This window comes from Janthinobacterium sp. Ant5-2-1, from assembly GCF_001445815.1.
In the GTDB taxonomy this organism is placed as follows: domain Bacteria; phylum Pseudomonadota; class Gammaproteobacteria; order Burkholderiales; family Burkholderiaceae_D; genus Janthinobacterium; species Janthinobacterium lividum_E.
In genome coordinates this window covers 1-19,021 of record NZ_LNCE01000054.1, presented here as the reverse complement: position 1 = coordinate 19,021, position 19,021 = coordinate 1, and the positions used below count along the sequence as shown (strand labels likewise).

The following is a 19,021-nucleotide window of genomic DNA, read 5'->3' as shown; positions in this document are numbered from 1 at the left end:
AACCGTGCTAACACATCAACGCAAACAATATCTGCTGGACTTGCTCCAGCGCGAAGGACAGATCGTCGCCAAGGCAGTCAGCGATGCCCTGGGCTTGTCGGAAGACACCATACGGCGCGACCTGCGCGAGCTGGCAAAGGAAGGGTTATTGGAGCGGGTGCACGGCGGCGCCCTGCCCTTGCTGCCGAGTTCGCCCGCGCTGGCGCCGTTTGCGGCCCGCGAACAGCTTTCGCCGGAAGCCAAGCCCGCCATCGGCCGTGCGGCGGGCGCCATGATACAAACGGGGCAAGTGGTATTTCTCGACGGCGGCACGACCGCCGTGCAACTGGCGCGCCAGCTGCCGCGCGAGTTGCGCGCCACCATCGTCACGCACAGCCCATCGATTGCCATCGAACTGGTGAATCACCCAGGCATCGAGGTGCTGATGCTGGGCGGGCGTTTGTACAAGCACTCGATCGTGGGCGTCGGCGCGGCCACCGTGGAAGCCATCGGCCGCATCCGCGCAGACCTGTACTTCATGGGCGTGTCCAGCCTGCATCCGCAAGCGGGCATCACCACCGGGGATTATGAAGAAGCGTGCGTAAAACGCGCGCTCAGCGACGCGTCGGCCCGTACCGTCGTGCTGGCCTCGCCGGAAAAGTTCAATACAGCTTCGCCGTTCCAGATTGCGCCCTTGAGCCAGGTCAACGACATCATCGTGCACCGCGACGTGGACGACGCCCTGGTGGCGCCCTACCGCGAAATGGGAATTGGCGTCACCCTGGCATAAAAAAAGCGGCCCGCAGGCCGCTTTCGAATGACATCGTTACTGCGGCCAGATCGCCTGCAGCACGGCCGCCAGGTGATAGCCGCCCTCGATCAGCTGCTGCTTCGCCAGCGCCGAGCTGGGCACGGGATAATTGTCCGGCACGTTCAAGCTCCAGACGTTGTAGACTTCGCCCTTGCGGCTCGTCTGCTGCGTGGCCGGACCGGCCACCACGTCCGTGAAAGCAATTTTTGAGGCCGCCAACGAGGCATCGGCCCACTGATACGGCCAGGTGGCAGGGTCACCGGTGTTGCCGCTCACTTGTGGCTGGCTGGCGATCACGGTGCGGGCGAACTGCTGCGGCGTGCGCGTGCTCAGGCGGCGCATGGCGTAATCGACCACGGTGGTATCCCAATACGAATGCAGGGGCTTGGTGGGCGACTTCGGATAGCTGCCTGCCGGCTTGGCCGTGCCATCGTCGTCCGGCAGCTGCGCCGGGATCACGGCATCGGACAGTGCCGTCATCTTCGCATCGTCGAGCAGCAAATCGTTGCCGCCGCGCGCATTGAAAATGGTGACGTCGTCGATCTGCGCCTGCGTGGCGGGCACGAAAAACTGGCCATCCTTGCCAACAAACGCATTGCCCACGTGTAGCGGCTGGTGGATATCGCCCACCAGGTGCGTGATCAAAATCAAGGCTTCGCGCTGGCTGAAGCCGTGCGGATTGCTGGCCGCATCAGCCTTGCCTTGCAACACCAGGATCGCCTGCTTGAGCGTTTGCACGATATCGTCGTCGGCCGTGCCCACGCCATGGTCGTGGTAGTGCGCGTTCTGGAACGGCACATTCGTGTAGTGGTATTCGCCATGCTTGGGGTTCGCCGCCACATAGCTCAGCATTTCCGGCGATTGCGGGCCGCAATACGTGCCCTTCACGCAATCGGGCCAGTTGGCGATCTTTTCCAGGCTTTCGCCAGGCAGCAGCAATTTCGCCACTTGCGCCTGCGCCGCGCTACCCTTGAGCAATTGATCGGCGATGGCGCCCACGGCACGGTGGCCGTCGTTGCCCCAGGCCAGCACATTGCTGGAGGCAAAAGCTGCGCCCAGCGCCAGCACGCTCAACAGTTTTTGCATGTTCACTCCTTGCCTTGCGGCGTGGCCTTGGCCGGCTTCGGATACTGCTTGTTGATATCGATAGGCTGCGCATACGCCGAACTCCACGTCTGCTCATGCAGCGCGGCGATGCGTTGCGCCATCTGTTCATTGCGCAGCACTACTTCCAGGTTGCGCGACAGGTCAAAATAGCCGCCCGCCCAGTTGCTCGTGCCGATCCAGGCCAGCTTGCCGTCGATGGTCATGGTCTTGCTGTGGATCACGCGCGCAAACGGAATGAAGCCCGTCGATGCCGCAGGAATCGTCACGATGCGAATTTCCACGTTCGGCAACAGGGCCAGGCTTTTCAGGTAGGCAATGGCCGGCGCTTCCGTATTCCAGCTTGATACCATCAGCTTGATTTTCACGCCACGCTGCGCGGCCGCGCGCACGGCGTTGTCGATCACGGCGTAATACGGACGGGTGCGGTTCGGGCCATACGACAGCGGCGCGTAGTCGAGCAACTGGATGCGCACTTCGTTTTGCGCTTGCGCCAGCAAGGCGGGCAAACCCGTTTCCGAGTCGCCCACGCCGGCCGGGTTGTAGGCATTCGGGCTGGCCAGCAGGAAAGCGTTCTGCGCGTAGTTGGCGGGCACCACCTTGCTGTTGAGCACCGTGGCGCGGCTGCCCTGCGACGTCAATGCCTGGGCTTGCCAATCCTGTTCGAAAATCGCCTGCACCCGGCCAACCATGGCGGCTTCCGTGATTTTCAAGCCCGTCTCATGGATGTGCTCGAACGAGCGCCAGTCGAAATTCTGGCTGCCGATGTACGCCACCTGCCCATCGACGGCCAGGTATTTCGCGTGCACGATGCCGTTGCCCGTCACCTTGTTGAAATCGATCAGGCGCAAGTCCAGGTTGGGAATCGCCTTGATCTGCGCGATGGTGGCCGCTTCCGACAGGCCCACGCCCTTCTGGTCCAGCAGGAAGCGGATTTTTACGCCGCGCTGGCCGGCGGCCGTCAGGCTGGCCAGCACTTTTTCAAAAGCCGTGCCCGGCTTGCTGACGGCATAGAACTGGGCGATGACGATCTCTTTCTTTGCACCATCGAACAGCTCGCTCCATACGGCAACAGGCTCGCGCAAGTCGGGATTGGTCAAGCTCGTTTCCACGGGCGACGTGTGCACCAGCTCAAAGCCGGGAATGGTGAAATCCGCGTGGGCAGTGCCCGCGAACAGGCTGGACAGAACTACAGAAACAAATAAGCGACGCATGGTTTTTCCTGGTAAATGTTATTTGACGCGCACGATGCGGCCCGCCGCCGTGACGCTGCCTGCCGGCTTGCCGGCGCGCGCGCGGGAGATCAGATAGTCGCTGAAGGCGTCGATGTCGCGCACGCCCGTGTCGAGGCGGCGCGTGCCGGCCGCCAGCACGGTAAATCGGTCGCCGCCGCCGGCCAGGAAACTGTTGGCGGCGACACGGTATTGTTGATTGTCTTCAAGAGGAATGCCATTCAACATGATGCTGCCCGGCAGCACGCGCTGGCCTTGCGGCTGCGTGCTGTCCCAGCGGTAGCTAAAACCTTCGGATACTTGCAGCAAATTGCCCTCGCCTGCCTCTTCGCCCGGCCATTGCTGCTCGAGCAAGGTGCGGATTTGCGCGCCGGAAAGACTCACGACGATCAAGGTATTGCCGAACGGGACCACGGCCTGGTTCTGGCCCACGTTGGTCATCAGATCGGCGCCCGCCTCCAGGTCCTTGCGGATGCCGCCATTATTCATCAGGCCGATTTGCGCCCCGGCGGCGCGTGCGCCGAACAGGGTGCTGTCGGCCACCAGGTCGCCCAGTGGGGAAGCGCCACTGCCCTTGGTGCTGCGGCCCACGTTCGGCACGGCAATGACGGCCACGGGACGCGACAGTTCCGCCGCGCTGCGCTGCTTGACCGATTCCAGGTAGGCTGCCACTGCCGGGTCCGGCTCATACATGCCCGGCAGCATGACGACGTTTTGCGCGCTGGCATCGATCAGTGCATTTTTGACGGGATCGACCTTGAGCTTGATGCGCGTCAGCATGTGTCCGCCCATCTGTGCCTGCGTCACCAGGCGGCCATCGACACGGCACAGATAGCCCTGGTGCGAATGGCCGCTGATGACCAGTTGAATCGCCGGGTCGAGGCGTTTCACCACATCGACCACTTCGCCCTTCAAGTGGCTGCAATCGGGCTGGTCGACGGCTTCCTTCGTCTCGCCGCCCTGATGCAGCAGCACGACGAACACGCCCACGCCTTGTGCGCGCAATTGCGGCAAGGTGGCGTTGATGGCGTCCGCTTCATCGCCAAACTGCAGGCCGGCAATGCCGGCGGCCGTCACGACGGACGGCGTATCTTTCAGTACGGCGCCGATCAGGCCCACCTTGACGCCATGCGCCTCTTCGATGCGGTAGGCGGGCAGCAGGGACTTGCCCGTTTGCGTGTCGATCACATTGGCCGCCATATAGGTATAGCTGGCGCCCTTGAAGTCAGGCGTGAACTTGCACGCCTTGTCGGCGCGCGAGGACTCGCAGCCGCCGCGCTGCTGGCGCAGCAATTCCGCCTTGCCCTGGTCAAATTCATGGTTGCCGACGGAGCTGGCCTTCATGCCCAGCATGTTCATGGCCACGATGCTCGGTTCGTCCGCCCACAGCGCCGACATGGCGGGGCTGGCGCCGACCAGGTCGCCATTGCCGACAAAGATCAGCTGCGCGTCTTCACGGCGCCACGCCGTCAATGCACCGGACAAAGTATCGATGCCGCCCGCCTGCACCGTCTTGCGCTCGGTATCGGCGGCGCTCGTGTAGCTGAATTTGCTGCGCTCGAGGTTGCCGTGAAAATCGTTCAAAGCGACCAGGTTCACTTCAATCTGGCCGCTCGGCGCAGGCGCCAGGTTGCTGCAGGCGGACAGGGTCAGGATCAGGGCCGCGGCAGCGACCGGAGTGCGTAGGAAGTGAGCCATGGAATGATATTTATTGAAAAGGGAAAAGAGTAAACCATCTTGTGTATAAAAAAACGGCTGGTGTCGCCACCAGCCGTTTTTTAGTTTGCCAAGCTACGGGACAAGGACGAGATTAGAACTCGTACTTGACCGTTGCTTGCAGCGCCCATTGCGATTCGCCTTTGACTTGACGCGTTTCCAGGCTTTCCACCACAGGACGGGTGTTGTACACATACTTGCCGTTTTGCATACCGGCATAGTCAACGAAGCTGCGCACCTGGCCACCGGCGCCCTGGAAGCCCACTTCATTGATGCGGCCCCATTTGCGGTTCAGCAGGTTACCAACGTTCAGGATATCGAAGGTAATGATGCCTTTGTTACCTTTGAAGAAGCCCGGTACTTCCTGGCTCATGCGCACGTCGAAACTGTTGGTCCATGGAGAAAAGCTCTCGTTACGGCCGATTACGCCACCTTTGGCTTTACGCAGATCGCCATTGGCGTTGACCACTTTCCAGAACGCTGCCTCGTTGGCGGCGCGCGCTGCCGGCGTCGCACCGGAGAACACCACTTCGCCCGAACCTGGCGCGCTAGGGATGTACATCAGGTCGTTGCCAGCCAGGCCGTCACCGTTCAAGTCATTGTTGACGGTCCAGCTGTACGGCTTGCCGCTACGGCCTTCATAGAACAGACCGAACGTGGTCTTGTATTCGCCGAAGAAACGTTTTTGCCAGTTGACGTTGGCGGTAAAGCGATCCTTGACCAGATAGTTCGAGTTCGACGCAACATTCTCGTTCGGATTGAAGACGGCACGGCCGCCCCAGTTCGAGCTCGAGGTCGACGACGTCAGCGGCGATACTTCAGTGCCATCGGTGTAGGTGTACGACGAGCCCCACGACAGGCCATCACGAGTCGGGCTGCGCACCGACAGGGTCAGCACGTTCGACTCGCCCTTGTCGGTATTTTTAGCCATCAGCACCTGGCCGAAGGCGGCATTGCTGCCAGCCTTGGTCAAGGCGCTGCAATTGGCGCCGCCGATCAGGGCGCCATTTGTATTCCAGCAAGCCGTATTGTAGGCGTTAGGACCATAGTACATTGGACGGCCATCGCTACCGGTTGCCGTTGGCGCGCCCATGTTCAGCTCTTCATAGTAAATCGCGCTCTTGGTCTGGAAACGCAGGTATTCCGCGCTGACAATCAGGCCCATCCATGGCAGCTCATGTTCGATGGCCAGGTTGGCTTTCCATACCGATGGTTGCGCCAGGTTCGTGCTCAGGGCATCGACCTTCATTGCCGGGATAACCGCTGGCACGCTCGTTGGCTGCTTGGTTGGATCGGCATTGAAGAAGCCATCGGTGGTCGGGCAAGTGCCGGCCGACGAAGCGCAGGTAATGTTCTGGGTTGCCATACCGGTATTCTGGTAAGGATTGCCCAGCCAGACGCTCATCGCCGCACCCTGGAACAAGCCGAAGCCGCCGCGGATTTGCGTCGGACGCGCCGATTCCAGCTTGTAGTTGAAGCCAAAACGTGGCTGATACAGGTTTTCGCCGTCGATGGTATGCGAGTTATCGATACCAAAACCGCCGGTCTGACGACCGTTAGGCGTGGTACGAGCGACAGTTGCCTGTGCTGCACGCGCATTGTAGATCGGCTTTTCGCCAATGCGGGTGCCGTCGATGCGCAGGCCGGCGGTCAACGTCAGCTGCTTGTTGACTTCCCAAGTATCTTGCAGGAACAGGCCGATGTTTTTCAGCGAGAACGTCGCCACGGCATCGTCCAGCGTACGGCCTGCTTGTGGCACCTGATAGGTGTACGAGCTAGGACGGCCACGGCTGAAGTTTTCCAGCACGGCTGCCTGCAATTGCGCTGCCGTGGCAGAACCGCAGTTGATGGCGCCGAACGAATAGGCAAACGTGGCGCTGCTGTTAATACAGCCGAAGGTGTAGTTACCGTTGACGTTTTGCAGGAACGCATTATAGATATCGTTCTTGCTGTAGTCGGTGCCGAACTTGACTTCATGGTCGCCCAGCGACCATGTACCGGCTGCGTAGAAATCCTTGGTTTTTGTACCAAGAATGTTACGCTGACGGCTCTGTTCAGTACCAAAGTTCAGGAAGCGGTTGCCGGTAGCCAGGCTCGAAGGTGCGCCAGCTGGCAGCGCGCCGCTGAACTGCAGGCCGATTGCCGGCAGATAAGCGTTGTTGCGCGGTACGCTGTCGTAGTCGCGCGACGACACTTTGACTTCGGTCGAGAAGGTCGGGGTCCACTCGGCGGTCCATTGACCAACCAGGGTTTCCAGGCTCTTGTTCTGGTCATACCAGTACGAGCTCAGCGACAAGCCAGTGCCGGAAAAACCGGTGTAAATCGGCTCGGACTGTTCAGTCTTGGTGTAACGCAGCATCATGCGCTGGGTGTCGGTCAGATTCCAGTCCAGCTTGAGCAACTTTTCCGTCGCCGTGAATTCGGAACCTGCAGGAACTGCCGAAGTACCGGCATCGATACCGTATTTGTCCTTGGCAATAGCAACCGCGCTATCGATGGCGCCTTGGGTAATGGCAACGTTGGTCTGTGCGCTGCCGACAGGACCGAATGCTGGCGCGCCGCGCGAGCTGGTGGTTTTTTCGTAGTTGGCAAACAGGAACAGCTTGTCTTCGATCAGCGGGCCGCCCAGGGTAATACCCTTGGTGGTGTCTTTCGATTTTGGCGGTGCGTAATAAGTATCGTCGGTGCTGTTGTAACGGTCGCCCGACATGGTGTCGTTACGGAAAGCGTAGTAGACACTGCCCTTGACCTTGTTGGTGCCCGATTTGGTTACAGCGTTGACGTTCGCACCGGTGTAGCCTTTTTGGGTAACGTCATAGTTGGCAACGTTAACTTGCACCGACTGGATCGCTTCGATCGAGATCGGTTGTTTGCCAGTAGCCGTACCGGACGCTTCCAGGCCGAACGTGTCGTTTACGGCCACGCCGTCAATCGTCATCGAGTTGTAGCGCGAGTTTTGACCGGCAACGGAGATTTCGCCGCGCTCTTTGTCGGTTTGCGACAAGCGTGGGTCGGCGCGGGCATAGTCTTGCAGGCTGCGCGAGATCGATGCCTGGGTAGCCAGTTCGGTAGGGCCGATATTGGTGCCGGCACCCATGTTGTTACGGTTAAACACCTGGTTGCGGATGGCATTGGTGCTGACTTTCACCACTTGCATGTCGGAGCCCAGCGTGGCGTCGACGTTGGCTGTTTCCGCCAGGGCGATATATACGCCTTCGCGTTTTTCAACCACGCCATTCTTGGTAATGGTAATGGTGTAAGGACCGCCAGCGCGCAGGCCGCGTGCAACATAACGGCCTTCTGCATCGGTGGTCACGTTGCTGGCCGAACCGGACTCAACGTGAACGATATTGACTTGCGCGCCAGCTGCCGGCTTGCCGTCAGTGGCCGAGATACGGCCGCCAATGGAAGACGTAGTGTTCTGTGCGAACGATGGTGCCGCTGCCAGTGCAATAGACAGGCTTAACGCGATTTGCGTCAGCCGAAGTCGCTTGTGATTGATCATCTTTAACCCCAGAAAAGACTATTATTTTTTGAAAATCCTGGATTGCCCCACCGTCCGGCTGCGCCGCACAGCAACACAAACACAACATTTCCTCTTTACGATGCTGCAACTGTTACGCCGGCTGGACTGGCTGCGGTCCTGACAAGACCATCTCAAAACGCCGCTCCACACATCACAACTATTCCTATCCAGACAATTACGGCGGAAGAAAACTGCGACCGATCCGTACGACCCAGGGCGCTAGCACCTGTGTCATTCATTCCACATGCTTACCCGGCTAACATGGCAAGCCGCGAGTGTAATTGTTAAATATTTCAAGACTGTGACACGGCGGCAAAATACAGAAGAATGTCGTCATTTAGCTGCGCGACTGTTTGTTTCACTCTGTATCTCACCTTTATTTACTGCAAATACCCATCTTCATACGATATCGCCCAGATGAATTGTGACTTTTTAATATCATCTTCATCTCACTATGCATCATCAAAAAATGGATGACAAATACGATTTTTTTTACATATTTATATATTTAAAATATAAATAGCATAGGGTAACTAGCTGGATTGATATCGTGATGACAGCGTCCGGGCTTATGGCGCGTGATTATAAATGAGCAATATGTACTTGAAATTGATTCATCCATGAAATCGGATAAAGTCGTGTATCTGCCGTTAATTGTGTCGCATGGCCGCCACAAAATTAACAAAATAACAGCACGATATTTAAGATGAGAAAAAAAATGGCCGGAATATCCGGCCATTTAAGAGTATCAGTTCTGAACGTCGCGCAACTTACGGTTTGCCGCCCTTGCCTGCCTTGTCGGCCGCGGCAATTTGCGCTTCAAAACGGGTAAAACGGGCATCAAGCGCTTTCAGCAAACGCTGCTTGTCCGCTTCCGCCAGGAAGGAATAGCGCAGGCTGTTATACGACAGCTTTTTGATTTCCGCATAATCGGTCTTGTACTGGCTGGCAAACAGCACATATTCGTTCGACAAGGTATTGCGCGAGACGCCCGCGTCATCGGTGGAAATGACGAACGGCACGCCATACTTGCGGTACAGGGTGATCGGATGTGCCTGCCCCTTGATACCGAGTATGTAATCATTGCTGGTCAGATTCACTTCCACGGGGATGCCCCGTTCGCGCATCTTCTGCATGGTCGACAGCGCATTGTTTTCGTACGCGATATCCATGCCGTGGCCGATACGGTCGGCGCCCGCCACATCGACGGCTTCGGCGATATGGAATGCCATGCCTTCCGGCGGCACCATGCCCAGCGCCAGCTCGCCGGCGTGCAGGGCGATCTTCACGTTTGGATATTTGGCCTTGAGGAACTTGAACATTTCCATGTGCAGGCTGTAATCGCGCATGGACACATTCACGCTTTCCTGGCCCACGATGTTCACGCCCACCAGCAGCGGATTCAGGCTGGCGGCCTTGAATGCGGCCACCATGGACGAGAACACTTGCGATGGCGACAGGAAGCGCAGCACATACGCCTGGTAACGCATGGTGAAGTTCACATCGTCGATGCCGGCGCTGCTGGCGTTGACGTTGTCATTGTAGGCGGTGATGCTTTTCTGGAAGCTGGCATCCTGCTCCAGATTCTGCGTCCAGTTGGCCAGCACGGCTTGCAACGCTGCCGGCTGCAAGCCCGGCGCCAGCACCTGCTGGTCGAACTGCGCGTTTTGCACGAATGGCGACAGCTCGAAGATCGTCTCGATGTAGCTGAGGTTTTCCGCGATGGCGCGCTGCTTCAGGGTTTTCAGGCCGTCGGCCGTGTTGCTCGACGCGACGGGACCGAAGTAGCCGAAGGTGTCAAAAAAAGTGCGGTCCGGCGGCGTCTGGATGGCGCTGTGGTTATAGAAATCCTTGGTCGACCAGCGCTGCAGCAATTCCGCATACAGGCCCGCGTCGGCAAACACTTCCGTGGACGACAGGCAGCCACGCTGCGCGGCTGGTTTGGCGCGCTCGGCCGCCACGACGTCCTTGTTGCTTTCAATGCGGTACGTTGTCTTGTTGACGCAATAGTTTTCCTTGTCGACCCAGTCGAGGAATTGCTCGGCGTAGATGGCGCCCGAGTAATGGTGATGCAAGTCGCCGCCCTTGGGCATCATGGAAAAGAACAGGCTCAGCTCGGCTGTCTTCGGCTGCGCACCAGCAAGCAGGGCGGCGAAATGGCGCGCGGTGGCCGCTTCGTTGGAAGACGGGGTGGGCACGGCTTTGGCGGCCTGCGCCGTTCCGGTCAATGCCAGCGCGGCGCCAAGCGCCAGGCCAGTGAGTTTCTTGTGCATTCGCGTTCTCGCTCAGGATAATTCGTGTTGAACAACGGGTAGGTCAGCCCTGCCCCCGCACATGCACGCATTGCCCGCCCGAATAGGTGGCGGCCACGGCGCGGTCATCGCCCAGCAGCGCAAAGACAAACAGCAATTCCTCCAGGCTTTGACAGCCAGCCGTGCGGCGCTCGAGGAGCGGCGTCGATTGCTTGTCGAGCACGATGAAGTCCGCTTCCGTGCCTGCCGTGAAATTGCCCAGAGTGCCTTCCAGCTGCATGGCGCGCGCCGCGCCCAGGGTCGCCAGGTAAAACATGCGCAAGGCGGGCAGATAGCTGCCTTTCAAGCGTGCTACTTTATAGGCTTCGTTCATTGTTTGCAACATTGAGAACGAGGTACCGCCGCCCACATCGGTGGCCAGCGACAGCAGCACTTTCGCCGCATCGGCCCGCTCGAAATCGAACAGGCCGCTACCGAGGAACAGGTTGGACGTAGGACAAATGGCGGCCGCCGACGACGTTTCCGCCATGCGCGCGCGGTCGCGCTCATCGAGCCAGATGCAATGGCCGAACATGGCGCGCGGGCGCAGCATGCCGTAGTGGTCATACACATCGAGGTAGCTGCGCGCCTGCGGGTGCAGCTCGCGTACCCAGCGGCATTCATCCTCGTTTTCCGACACGTGGGTTTGCAGATACGTATCCGGGTAGGCGCGCGCCAGCTCGCCCGCCAGATGCATCTGTTCATTCGTCGAGGTCGGCACGAAACGCGGTGTGATCGCGTACAGCGAGCGGCCGTGCTTGTGCCAGCGCCGGATCAGCTCTTCGCTTTCGCGCGCGCCTGACTCGGCCGTATCGCGCAGGAACTCGGGGCAATTGCGGTCCATCATGACCTTGCCCGCCACCATGCGCAAGCCGCGCGCCTCGCTGGCGCCAAAGAAGGCATCGACCGATTGCGGATGCACGCTGCCATATACCATCGCCGTGGTGGTGCCGCAGCGCAGCAGTTCGTCGAGGAAAAATTCGGCCACGTTGCGCGCATGCTCGGGATTCTCAAACGCGCGCTCGGTGGGAAAAGTGTACGTTTCCAGCCACGGCAGCAAACCCGGTGCGGGCGAGGCGATCATTTCCGTCTGCGGGAAGTGCAAGTGCGTATCGATGAAACCCGGCACGATCAGCTTGCCCCGGTAATCGACGATCTGAGTGCCGGGCGGCAAAGTCGGCTGCAACTGCACGTAATCGCCGGCGGCCACGACCTTGCCATCGGCCACGATCAGCAAGCCGTCCGCATGCCAGGCATGCGCCTCCTCGCTGAAGGCGGGATCGGCGTGGAAGTGCAGCAAGCTGGCTCGGTAAGCTTGCAATGTGGCAGGAACAATCGGCATGACTTCTTTCTATAACGGGTGAATGGCGGCGCGTGTTGGGCGTCGCGGCGGCGCGCTGGCAGAGGCCAGCCGCAGCGGTGCGGCCAGGGCGGCAGCGGCCGCCTCTTCCCACACCATCAGTAATTGACAGGCAACGGACGCGGCGATCACGGCCGGCGCCTTGTTGCGGATGCCAGGCATGCCGATCGGGCAGACCATGGCGGCAATGCGCTCATCCGGCACGCCGCGCGCCTGCAGGCGGTGCTCGAACTGCTTGCGTTTCGTGTGCGAACCGATCAGCCCGAACCAGCCCGCATCCTCACGCTCCATGATGGCTTGCGTCAAGCGTTGATCAAGCGCATGGCTGTGCGTCATGACGAGAAAACTGCCACTGGGTGGCGCCATAGCGACAAATTCCTCGGGCGTATCGGTGGCGGCGATGCGTACATTATCAGGTAGTTGCTTGGGAAACATGTCTTCGCGCTCATCGACCCAAGTGATATTACAGGGCAAGTGGGCCAGCGCACGCACGATGGCGGCGCCCACGTGGCCGGCGCCGAACAAGGTCAAATGGGCACGTGGCGCCAGGCAAGGGTCGACCAGCCAGCGCCGCCCTTTGCCATCCTGAGCGACATGGGTTGTGCGCTCGCGCAAAAACGTGTCAGGCGCCTGTTCGCCAGTGCCGGCGATCAAGCTACCGGCAGCGTCGAACAGGGCCGAGGCGGGTTTACCATCGAGCGCCGTCAAACGCCAGCTGTCGTGCTGGCGGCGTTCGCGCAAGGCGGCCAGCAACGCATGCAGGCTGGCATCGACATACTCGAACGCTAGCCAGACGACGCCGCCGCAACATTGTCCCAGGCTGGGACCCAGCGCGAAACGCTCGAGCCGCGCATGGGTATCGCTCGTGGCCAGCATGGTCTTGGCAATTTCCACGGCGCGCAATTCCAGGTGGCCACCACCAATGGTATCGACTTGGCCATCGAGACTGACGCGCATCTTCGCGCCCGCCTCGCGCGGTCCGGAACCTTCGACCAGGGCGACCGTCACCAGCACAGATGCCTGCGTGTCGTCGTCCATCGCTGTCAGCCAGTCGCTCATCGTCTGCTCCTATGCGCCGGCATGCGCCGCTTGCACGGCCATCACCGCCTTGAGGATTTCCTCGCTGGTGGCGGGCGCATTCAGCGGAGGCTGCACGGCGTGATGGCCCACGCTGGAAATGGCGTCGCGGATGGCAAAAAAGACGGAAAACGGCAGCAGCAGCGGTGGCTCGCCCACGGCTTTGGAACGGTGGATGCTGTCCTCCACGTTGCGGTTCTGGAACAGCTTGACGCGAAAATCTTCCGGGCAATCGGAAATGCCGGGAATTTTGTACGTCGACGGCGCGTGCGTCATCAGCTTGCCCGCCACATTCCACCACAGCTGCTCCGTCGTCAGCCAGCCCATACCCTGGATAAATGCGCCCTCCACTTGACCCAGATCAATCGCGGGGTTCAAGGACTGGCCTGCATCGTACAAGGCGTCCGCACGCAGCAACTTCCATTCGCCCGTCAAGGTATCGACCACCACTTCGGCCACGGCCGCGCCATACGCATAGTAGGAAAACGGATGGCCCGTCATCGTCTTCGCATCCCACGACAAGCCAGGCGTGGCATAAAAACCGTCCGACCACAGTTGCACACGAGCCAGATACGCCTTCTGCACCAGCTCGGCAAACGGCACGGTGTGACCATTGACGTGGATATGGTTGTCGAAGAAGCGCACAGCGCCCGTTTCGTCGCCGTACAGTTTGACCGCGTACTCGGCCAGGCGTTCACGGATCTGGCGCGCCGCGTCCTGCGCCGCCTTGCCGTTCAGGTCGGCGCCGGTGGAAGCCGCCGTGGCCGAGGTGTTCGCCACCTTGCTCGTATCGGTGGCCGTGGCGCGCACCTTGTCCAGGTCCAGGCCCAGTTCGTGCGCCACCACTTGCATGACCTTGGTATTGATGCCCTGTCCCATTTCCGTGCCGCCATGGTTGACCAGCACGGAGCCATCGACATAAACGTGCACGAGAGCACCGGCCTGGTTCAGATGCGTGACGTTGAAGGCGATGCCGAATTTCAAGGGCGTAAATGCCAAGCCCTTTTTCAGGATGGGGCTGGCCTCGTTGAAGGCATCGATGGCGCGGCGGCGTGCGCGATAATCGCTGCTCGCTTCCAGTTCGGCGACGAGTTCATGAATAACATTGTCGACGATTTTCTGGCCATACGGCGTGACATTGCGCCCTTCCACATCGTTGCGGCCGTAGAAATTGAGCAGTCGGATATCGAGCGCATCGCGTTGCAAGTGGCGGGCGATTTCATCGATGACGTACTCGATAGCAATGGCGCCCTGCGGACCGCCGAAGCCCCGGAATGCCGTGTTCGACTGCGTATTCGTCTTGCCGCAGGCGGCGCGGATATCCACGTCGGACAGGTAATAGGTGTTGTCGAAGTGGCAGACGGCGCGCGTGGCGACGGGGCCGGACAAGTCGGCCGAATATCCCGCGCGCGTGGTCATGTCGACCTTGGCGGCAAGGATACGGCCCTCATCGTCGTAGCCCACTTCGTATTCATAATAAAAACAGTGGCGCTTGCCCGTCACCAGCATGTCGTCGTCGCGGTCGGCGCGAAGTTTCACGGGGCGCTTCAGTTTCGCCGCCGCGATCGATGCGGCCGCCGCCCACAGGGCCGATTGCGATTCCTTGCCGCCGAAACCGCCGCCCATGCGCCGGCATTCGACGGTGACGTTGTGCGAATGCACGCCCAGCGCATGCGCCACCACGTGCTGCATCTCGCTCGGATGCTGGGTCGAACACAGCACCAGCATGCCCTGCGCTTCCTTCGGGATGGCGTAGGAAATCTGTCCTTCCAGATAAAACTGTTCCTGCCCGCCCACATACAGCTGCCCCTTGACCACGTGCGGCGCGTCCTCGAACGCGGCCTGGTAGTTGCCGCGCGTCAGCTGCATCGGCGGCAGCACATACGATTGTGCTGCCTTGGCCGCTTGCGGCGTCATGATCGCAGGCAATTCATCGTACGACACCTGCGCCAGGCGGGCCGCGCGGCGCGCATGGTCATGCGTATCAGCCACCACGATGAAAATGGGCTGGCCCACGTATTGCACCAGTTCCGCAGCCAGGATGGGGTCGTCATGGATGATGGGGCCGCAATCATTGGTACCGGGAATGTCGTGTGCCGTATAGACGGCGACAACACCGGCGGCAGCGCGCACGGCGGACAGGTCCATGGCCGTGATGCGCGCGTGGGGCTTTTGCGACAAGCCCAGCGCCGCGTGCAAGGTGCCTTGCAGTTCGGCGATATCGTCCGTGTACGTGGCTTGCCCCAGCACATGCAATTGCGCCGATTCATGTGGGCTGGGCTTGCCCACGGCGGCCCAGGCGGCCGCTTGCAATTCGGGCGTGGCAGGATGGTTCATGCTGGTCCTTTCAGGCGCGGCAAGCGTAGGCGTTGACGGCAGTGGGCAGCAGCGGCGCACCGGGGCGAGTTTCCAGCCAGAAGCGGCGCAGCAGGTTTTGCGCCGTCGTCATGCGGTAGGTGTTCGACGCGCGCATGTCGGACAAGGGCGCGTAATCGTCGGCCAGCAAACGCATGGCGATGACGAGGTTATCCTCATTCCACGCCTGTCCCCGCAAGAATGCTTCCGTTTGCGCGGCGCGCTGCGGCGTGGCCGCCATGCCGCCAAAGGCGATGCGCGCATCGATGATGCGCTCGCCCTCGAGTTCAAAGGCAAACGCGGCGCACACGGCCGAGATATCCTGGTCGAAGCGCTTGGCCAGTTTATACGTGCGGAAATGCACGTCGGCACGCGGCAAGGGCACGCCTACGGCTTCGACGAATTCGCCGGGCTGCAGATCCTTCTTTTGATAGCCAAGATAAAAATGTTCCAGCGGCATGCTGCGCTGGCCAGCAGGACCGCGTAACACGATCTCGCTGCCCAGCGCAATCAGCCACGGCATCGAGTCGCCGATCGGTGAGCCATTGGCCACATTGCCGCCCAAAGTACCCGCGTTGCGGATCGGCAAGGAAGCAAAGCGCTGCCACAGTTCCGACAGCTCATCGGGATAATGCTGGCACAGTGCCGCATAAGCATCGTTGAGGCTGGCGCCGGCGCCGATGTGCAGCTTGCCATCGTTCACGGCGATGCTTTTCAGTGCGGCCACGTTGCCCAGATAAATGATGTCGCCCAGGTCGCGCAGTTGCTTGGTCACCCACAAGCCCACATCGGTGGAGCCAGCCAACAGACACGCTTGCGGCTTTTCCGCGCGCAGCGTCACCAGTTCCTCAATGGTGCGCGGCGCGTGGAAGTGCTGGCCGTCATGTTCATAGGTGGTCGCGCTGCCGCGCTGCAGCGCCTGCAATTGCACTCGCAACGCATCGCGGTCGAATGCCACATGTGGCAGTTCGCCCATGCGTCTGGCCGCATCGATGATGGGCCGGTAGCCCGTGCAGCGGCACAGATTGCCCGACAGGGTGTCGTCGATTTCACAGCGCGTGGGCGTCTCGCCGTTTTTTTCCAGATACATGCCCCACAAGGACATGACAAAACCGGGTGTGCAAAAGCCGCACTGGGAACCGTGGCATTCGACCATCGCCTGCTGCACCGGGTGCAGGGCGCCGTCGGACTGCTGCAAGTCTTCCACGGAAAACAGGGCCTTGCCATCGAGGGTAGGCGTGAGCTGGATGCAGGCGTTGACGGCCTTCATCTCGACCTGGCCATCGACCAGGCTGCCGATGACCACCGTGCAGGCGCCGCAATCGCCCTCGGCGCAGCCTTCCTTGGTGCCCGTGCAATGCAAATCCTCGCGCAGGTGCTGCAACACAGTCTGCGTAGGGGCGGCGTCGCGCACTTCCTGTACGGCACCACGGTAGTAAAATCGGATCGGTTCTGACATGCTGGCCTCGGTATAGTCCCAGTATAGGAGATTAACACTGGCATACGGGACAACTATATGTAAAAACTGATTTTACTTATCATCCCATCTCAATAGAACTCACTCCTGGAACGGATGCGTCGCATGCCAATGTTCGGCAATATCGATGCGGCGCGTGATCCACACTTGCTCATGACCCTGCACATAGTCGAGGAAGCGCGCCAATGCGGCCGCGCGGCCAGGCCGTCCAATCAGGCGGCAATGCAGGCCTACGGACAACATCTTCGGCTGATTCAAACCGTCCGGATCGCCTTCCGCGTACAGCACGTCGAAGGCATCCTTCAGATAATCGAAAAACTGCGTGCCAGAATTAAAGCCCTGCATGGCGGCAAAGCGCATGTCGTTCGTATCCAGGGTATAAGGCACGATCAGCTGCGGCTGCACCGCCGGCATGCCGGCGGCATCCGTGTAGGCCACTTTTTCCCAGAATGGCAGGTCGTCGCCATAATAATCGGCGTCATAGCGGAAACCGCCATGTTCGACCACCAGTTTGCGCGTATTCGGAGAATCGCGCCCCGTGTACCAGCCTTGCGGGGCGGCCCCCGTCAATTCGCGAATGATCTGCACGGCTTCGCGCATGTGTTCGCGTTCCGTTGCTTCATCCATGTTTTGATAGGAAATCCAGCGCAAGCCATGGCAGGCAATCTCGTGACCCAGTTGCTGGAATGCAGCCACCGCCTCCGGATTGCGTTTCAAGGCCATCGATACGCCAAACACCGTCAACGGCAGGTGCCGCTCCTCGAACATGCGCAGCAAGCGCCATAAGCCGGCGCGTGAACCATATTCGTAAATCGACTCCATGCTCAGGTGGCGCGCGGGAAAAGCGGCCGCGCCGATCATTTCCGATAAAAACGTTTCCGACGCAGGATCGCCATGCAGCACGCTATTTTCCGCCCCTTCCTCGTAATTGAGGACGAACTGCAGCGCGATGCGGGCCTTGCCCGGCCATTGCGGATGGGGTGGCGTACGGCCATAGCCGATCAAGTCGCGTGGATAATGTTCGTAATTGTTCATGCGGAGGCGCGCCTATAGGAGGACAATGTTGGCTATATGCCCAATCATATAGCCCGGCGCAGTCACCGGTATATGATTTGCACGATAAGCACATTCACTCACCCTATATACAGGATAGCAAATGGGAAAACTCAGCACGCATGTACTCGATATCGCCCACGGCAAGCCGGGAGCCGGCGTCAAGGTAGCCCTGTTTTCAGTCGCGCCGGAAGGAAAGGTGTTATTGAAGATGGATATGACCAATAGCGACGGCCGCTGCAGCACGCCATTGCTGGAGGGCGACAGCATGAAGGCGGGCCAATATGAACTGGTGTTCAACGCAGGCGACTATTTCGCCGCCCAAGGGGTGGAACTGCCATCGCCCCGCTTCATCGACCTGGTCACCCTGGCCTTCGGCATCGCGCATCCGGATGAAAATTATCACGTGCCGCTAGTGGTATCGCCTTGGTCGTATTCGACCTATCGCGGTAGCTGATCCCGCGATGCCAACAATGTTGTCGGATTACGCGCTACGCACCTCGGCGGCCCCGCTAATCCGACCTACCCGCCATCCAATAAACGTAGGTCGGCTTAGCGCTGCGCGCGTAAGCCGACAAGTACCCGCCAGCCTATAACGCAAACAAATCTCCAGACGTAAAAAAACCCCAACCGGATCACCGGAAGGGGTTTTTTCGAATAACAAGCCTGACGATAACCTACTTTCACACTGGTTGCAGCACTATCATCGGCGCAAAGTTGTTTCACGGTCCTGTTCGGGATGGGAAGGGGTGGGACCAACTTGCTATGGTCATCAGGCATAACTTGTACTGGCGTTTGTCTCCAATTGGACGACAAAGCCTGAATCTGGAAGAAGCAAAGATTGGGGTAATGACTGGTAGTATCAACACACACGCAACGTTGTACCGTCTTATCCTCTGTACCTGCTAAGGTTATAGGGACAAGCCGTACGGGCAATTAGTACTGGTTAGCTTAATGCATTACTGCACTTCCACACCCAGCCTATCAACGTCCTGGTCTCGAACGACCCTTCAAAGAGCTCAAGGCTCTGGGAAATCTCA

At 59.8% G+C, this 19,021-nt stretch carries 12 protein-coding genes and 2 rRNA genes; 2 read left to right on the top strand and 12 right to left on the bottom strand.

Annotated features, from left to right (window positions below):
• Positions 1–4: 4 nt before the first annotated feature.
• Positions 5–769, top strand: a complete 765-nt coding sequence (locus ASN89_RS17900; protein WP_046685490.1) for a DeoR/GlpR family DNA-binding transcription regulator — start codon at positions 5–7, stop codon at positions 767–769.
• A 36-nt stretch (positions 770–805) separates the two neighbouring features.
• Here the strand turns inward: ASN89_RS17900 and ASN89_RS17895 are convergent, their stop codons facing one another.
• The 10 genes from ASN89_RS17895 to puuE all read right to left on the bottom strand — a co-directional run bounded on the left by ASN89_RS17895 (position 806) and on the right by puuE (position 17,963).
• Complete coding sequence (locus ASN89_RS17895; protein WP_058050223.1) at positions 806–1,876, bottom strand: S1/P1 nuclease; 1,071 nt, start codon at positions 1,874–1,876, stop codon at positions 806–808.
• A gap of 2 nt (positions 1,877–1,878) precedes the next feature.
• Entirely contained in the window at positions 1,879–3,108 is a 1,230-nt protein-coding gene (locus tag ASN89_RS17890; RefSeq protein WP_058050222.1) for a phospholipase D-like domain-containing protein, read from the bottom strand.
• An 18-nt stretch (positions 3,109–3,126) separates the two neighbouring features.
• The gene (locus tag ASN89_RS17885; RefSeq protein WP_058050221.1) at positions 3,127–4,824 is read right to left on the bottom strand and encodes a bifunctional metallophosphatase/5'-nucleotidase; all 1,698 of its coding nucleotides are present in this window, start codon (positions 4,822–4,824) and stop codon (positions 3,127–3,129) included.
• A gap of 112 nt (positions 4,825–4,936) precedes the next feature.
• Entirely contained in the window at positions 4,937–8,347 is a 3,411-nt protein-coding gene (locus tag ASN89_RS17880; protein WP_046685494.1) for a TonB-dependent receptor, read from the bottom strand.
• Between the two features lie 791 nt (positions 8,348–9,138).
• Entirely contained in the window at positions 9,139–10,641 is a 1,503-nt protein-coding gene (locus ASN89_RS17875) for an adenosine deaminase family protein (protein ID WP_046685495.1), read from the bottom strand.
• A gap of 43 nt (positions 10,642–10,684) precedes the next feature.
• The gene (gene guaD, locus ASN89_RS17870; RefSeq protein ID WP_058050220.1) at positions 10,685–12,001 is read right to left on the bottom strand and encodes a guanine deaminase; all 1,317 of its coding nucleotides are present in this window, start codon (positions 11,999–12,001) and stop codon (positions 10,685–10,687) included.
• Between the two features lie 9 nt (positions 12,002–12,010).
• On the bottom strand, positions 12,011–13,078 hold the full coding sequence (gene xdhC, locus ASN89_RS17865; protein WP_058050219.1) for a xanthine dehydrogenase accessory protein XdhC: 1,068 nt from the start codon (positions 13,076–13,078) through the stop codon (positions 12,011–12,013).
• Between the two features lie 9 nt (positions 13,079–13,087).
• Positions 13,088–15,433: a xanthine dehydrogenase molybdopterin binding subunit gene (gene xdhB, locus ASN89_RS17860; protein ID WP_058050218.1), complete on the bottom strand. Its 2,346-nt coding sequence runs from the start codon at positions 15,431–15,433 to the stop codon at positions 13,088–13,090.
• Positions 15,434–15,443: 10 nt separating this feature from the next.
• Positions 15,444–16,910, bottom strand: a complete 1,467-nt coding sequence (xdhA, locus tag ASN89_RS17855) for a xanthine dehydrogenase small subunit (protein WP_058050217.1) — start codon at positions 16,908–16,910, stop codon at positions 15,444–15,446.
• A gap of 99 nt (positions 16,911–17,009) precedes the next feature.
• Positions 17,010–17,963, bottom strand: a complete 954-nt coding sequence (gene puuE / locus ASN89_RS17850; RefSeq protein WP_058050216.1) for an allantoinase PuuE — start codon at positions 17,961–17,963, stop codon at positions 17,010–17,012.
• 121 nt (positions 17,964–18,084) lie between these two features.
• On the opposite strand from puuE, the gene uraH reads away from it, so the two are divergent.
• Positions 18,085–18,438: a hydroxyisourate hydrolase gene (gene uraH, locus ASN89_RS17845; protein WP_058050215.1), complete on the top strand. Its 354-nt coding sequence runs from the start codon at positions 18,085–18,087 to the stop codon at positions 18,436–18,438.
• 207 nt (positions 18,439–18,645) lie between these two features.
• Here the strand turns inward: uraH and rrf are convergent.
• Together rrf and ASN89_RS17835 are read right to left on the bottom strand one after the other, a co-directional pair.
• Positions 18,646–18,758: ribosomal RNA gene (rrf, locus tag ASN89_RS17840) — 5S ribosomal RNA — on the bottom strand.
• Between the two features lie 138 nt (positions 18,759–18,896).
• Positions 18,897–19,021: ribosomal RNA gene (locus tag ASN89_RS17835) — 23S ribosomal RNA — on the bottom strand; the annotation flags it as partial.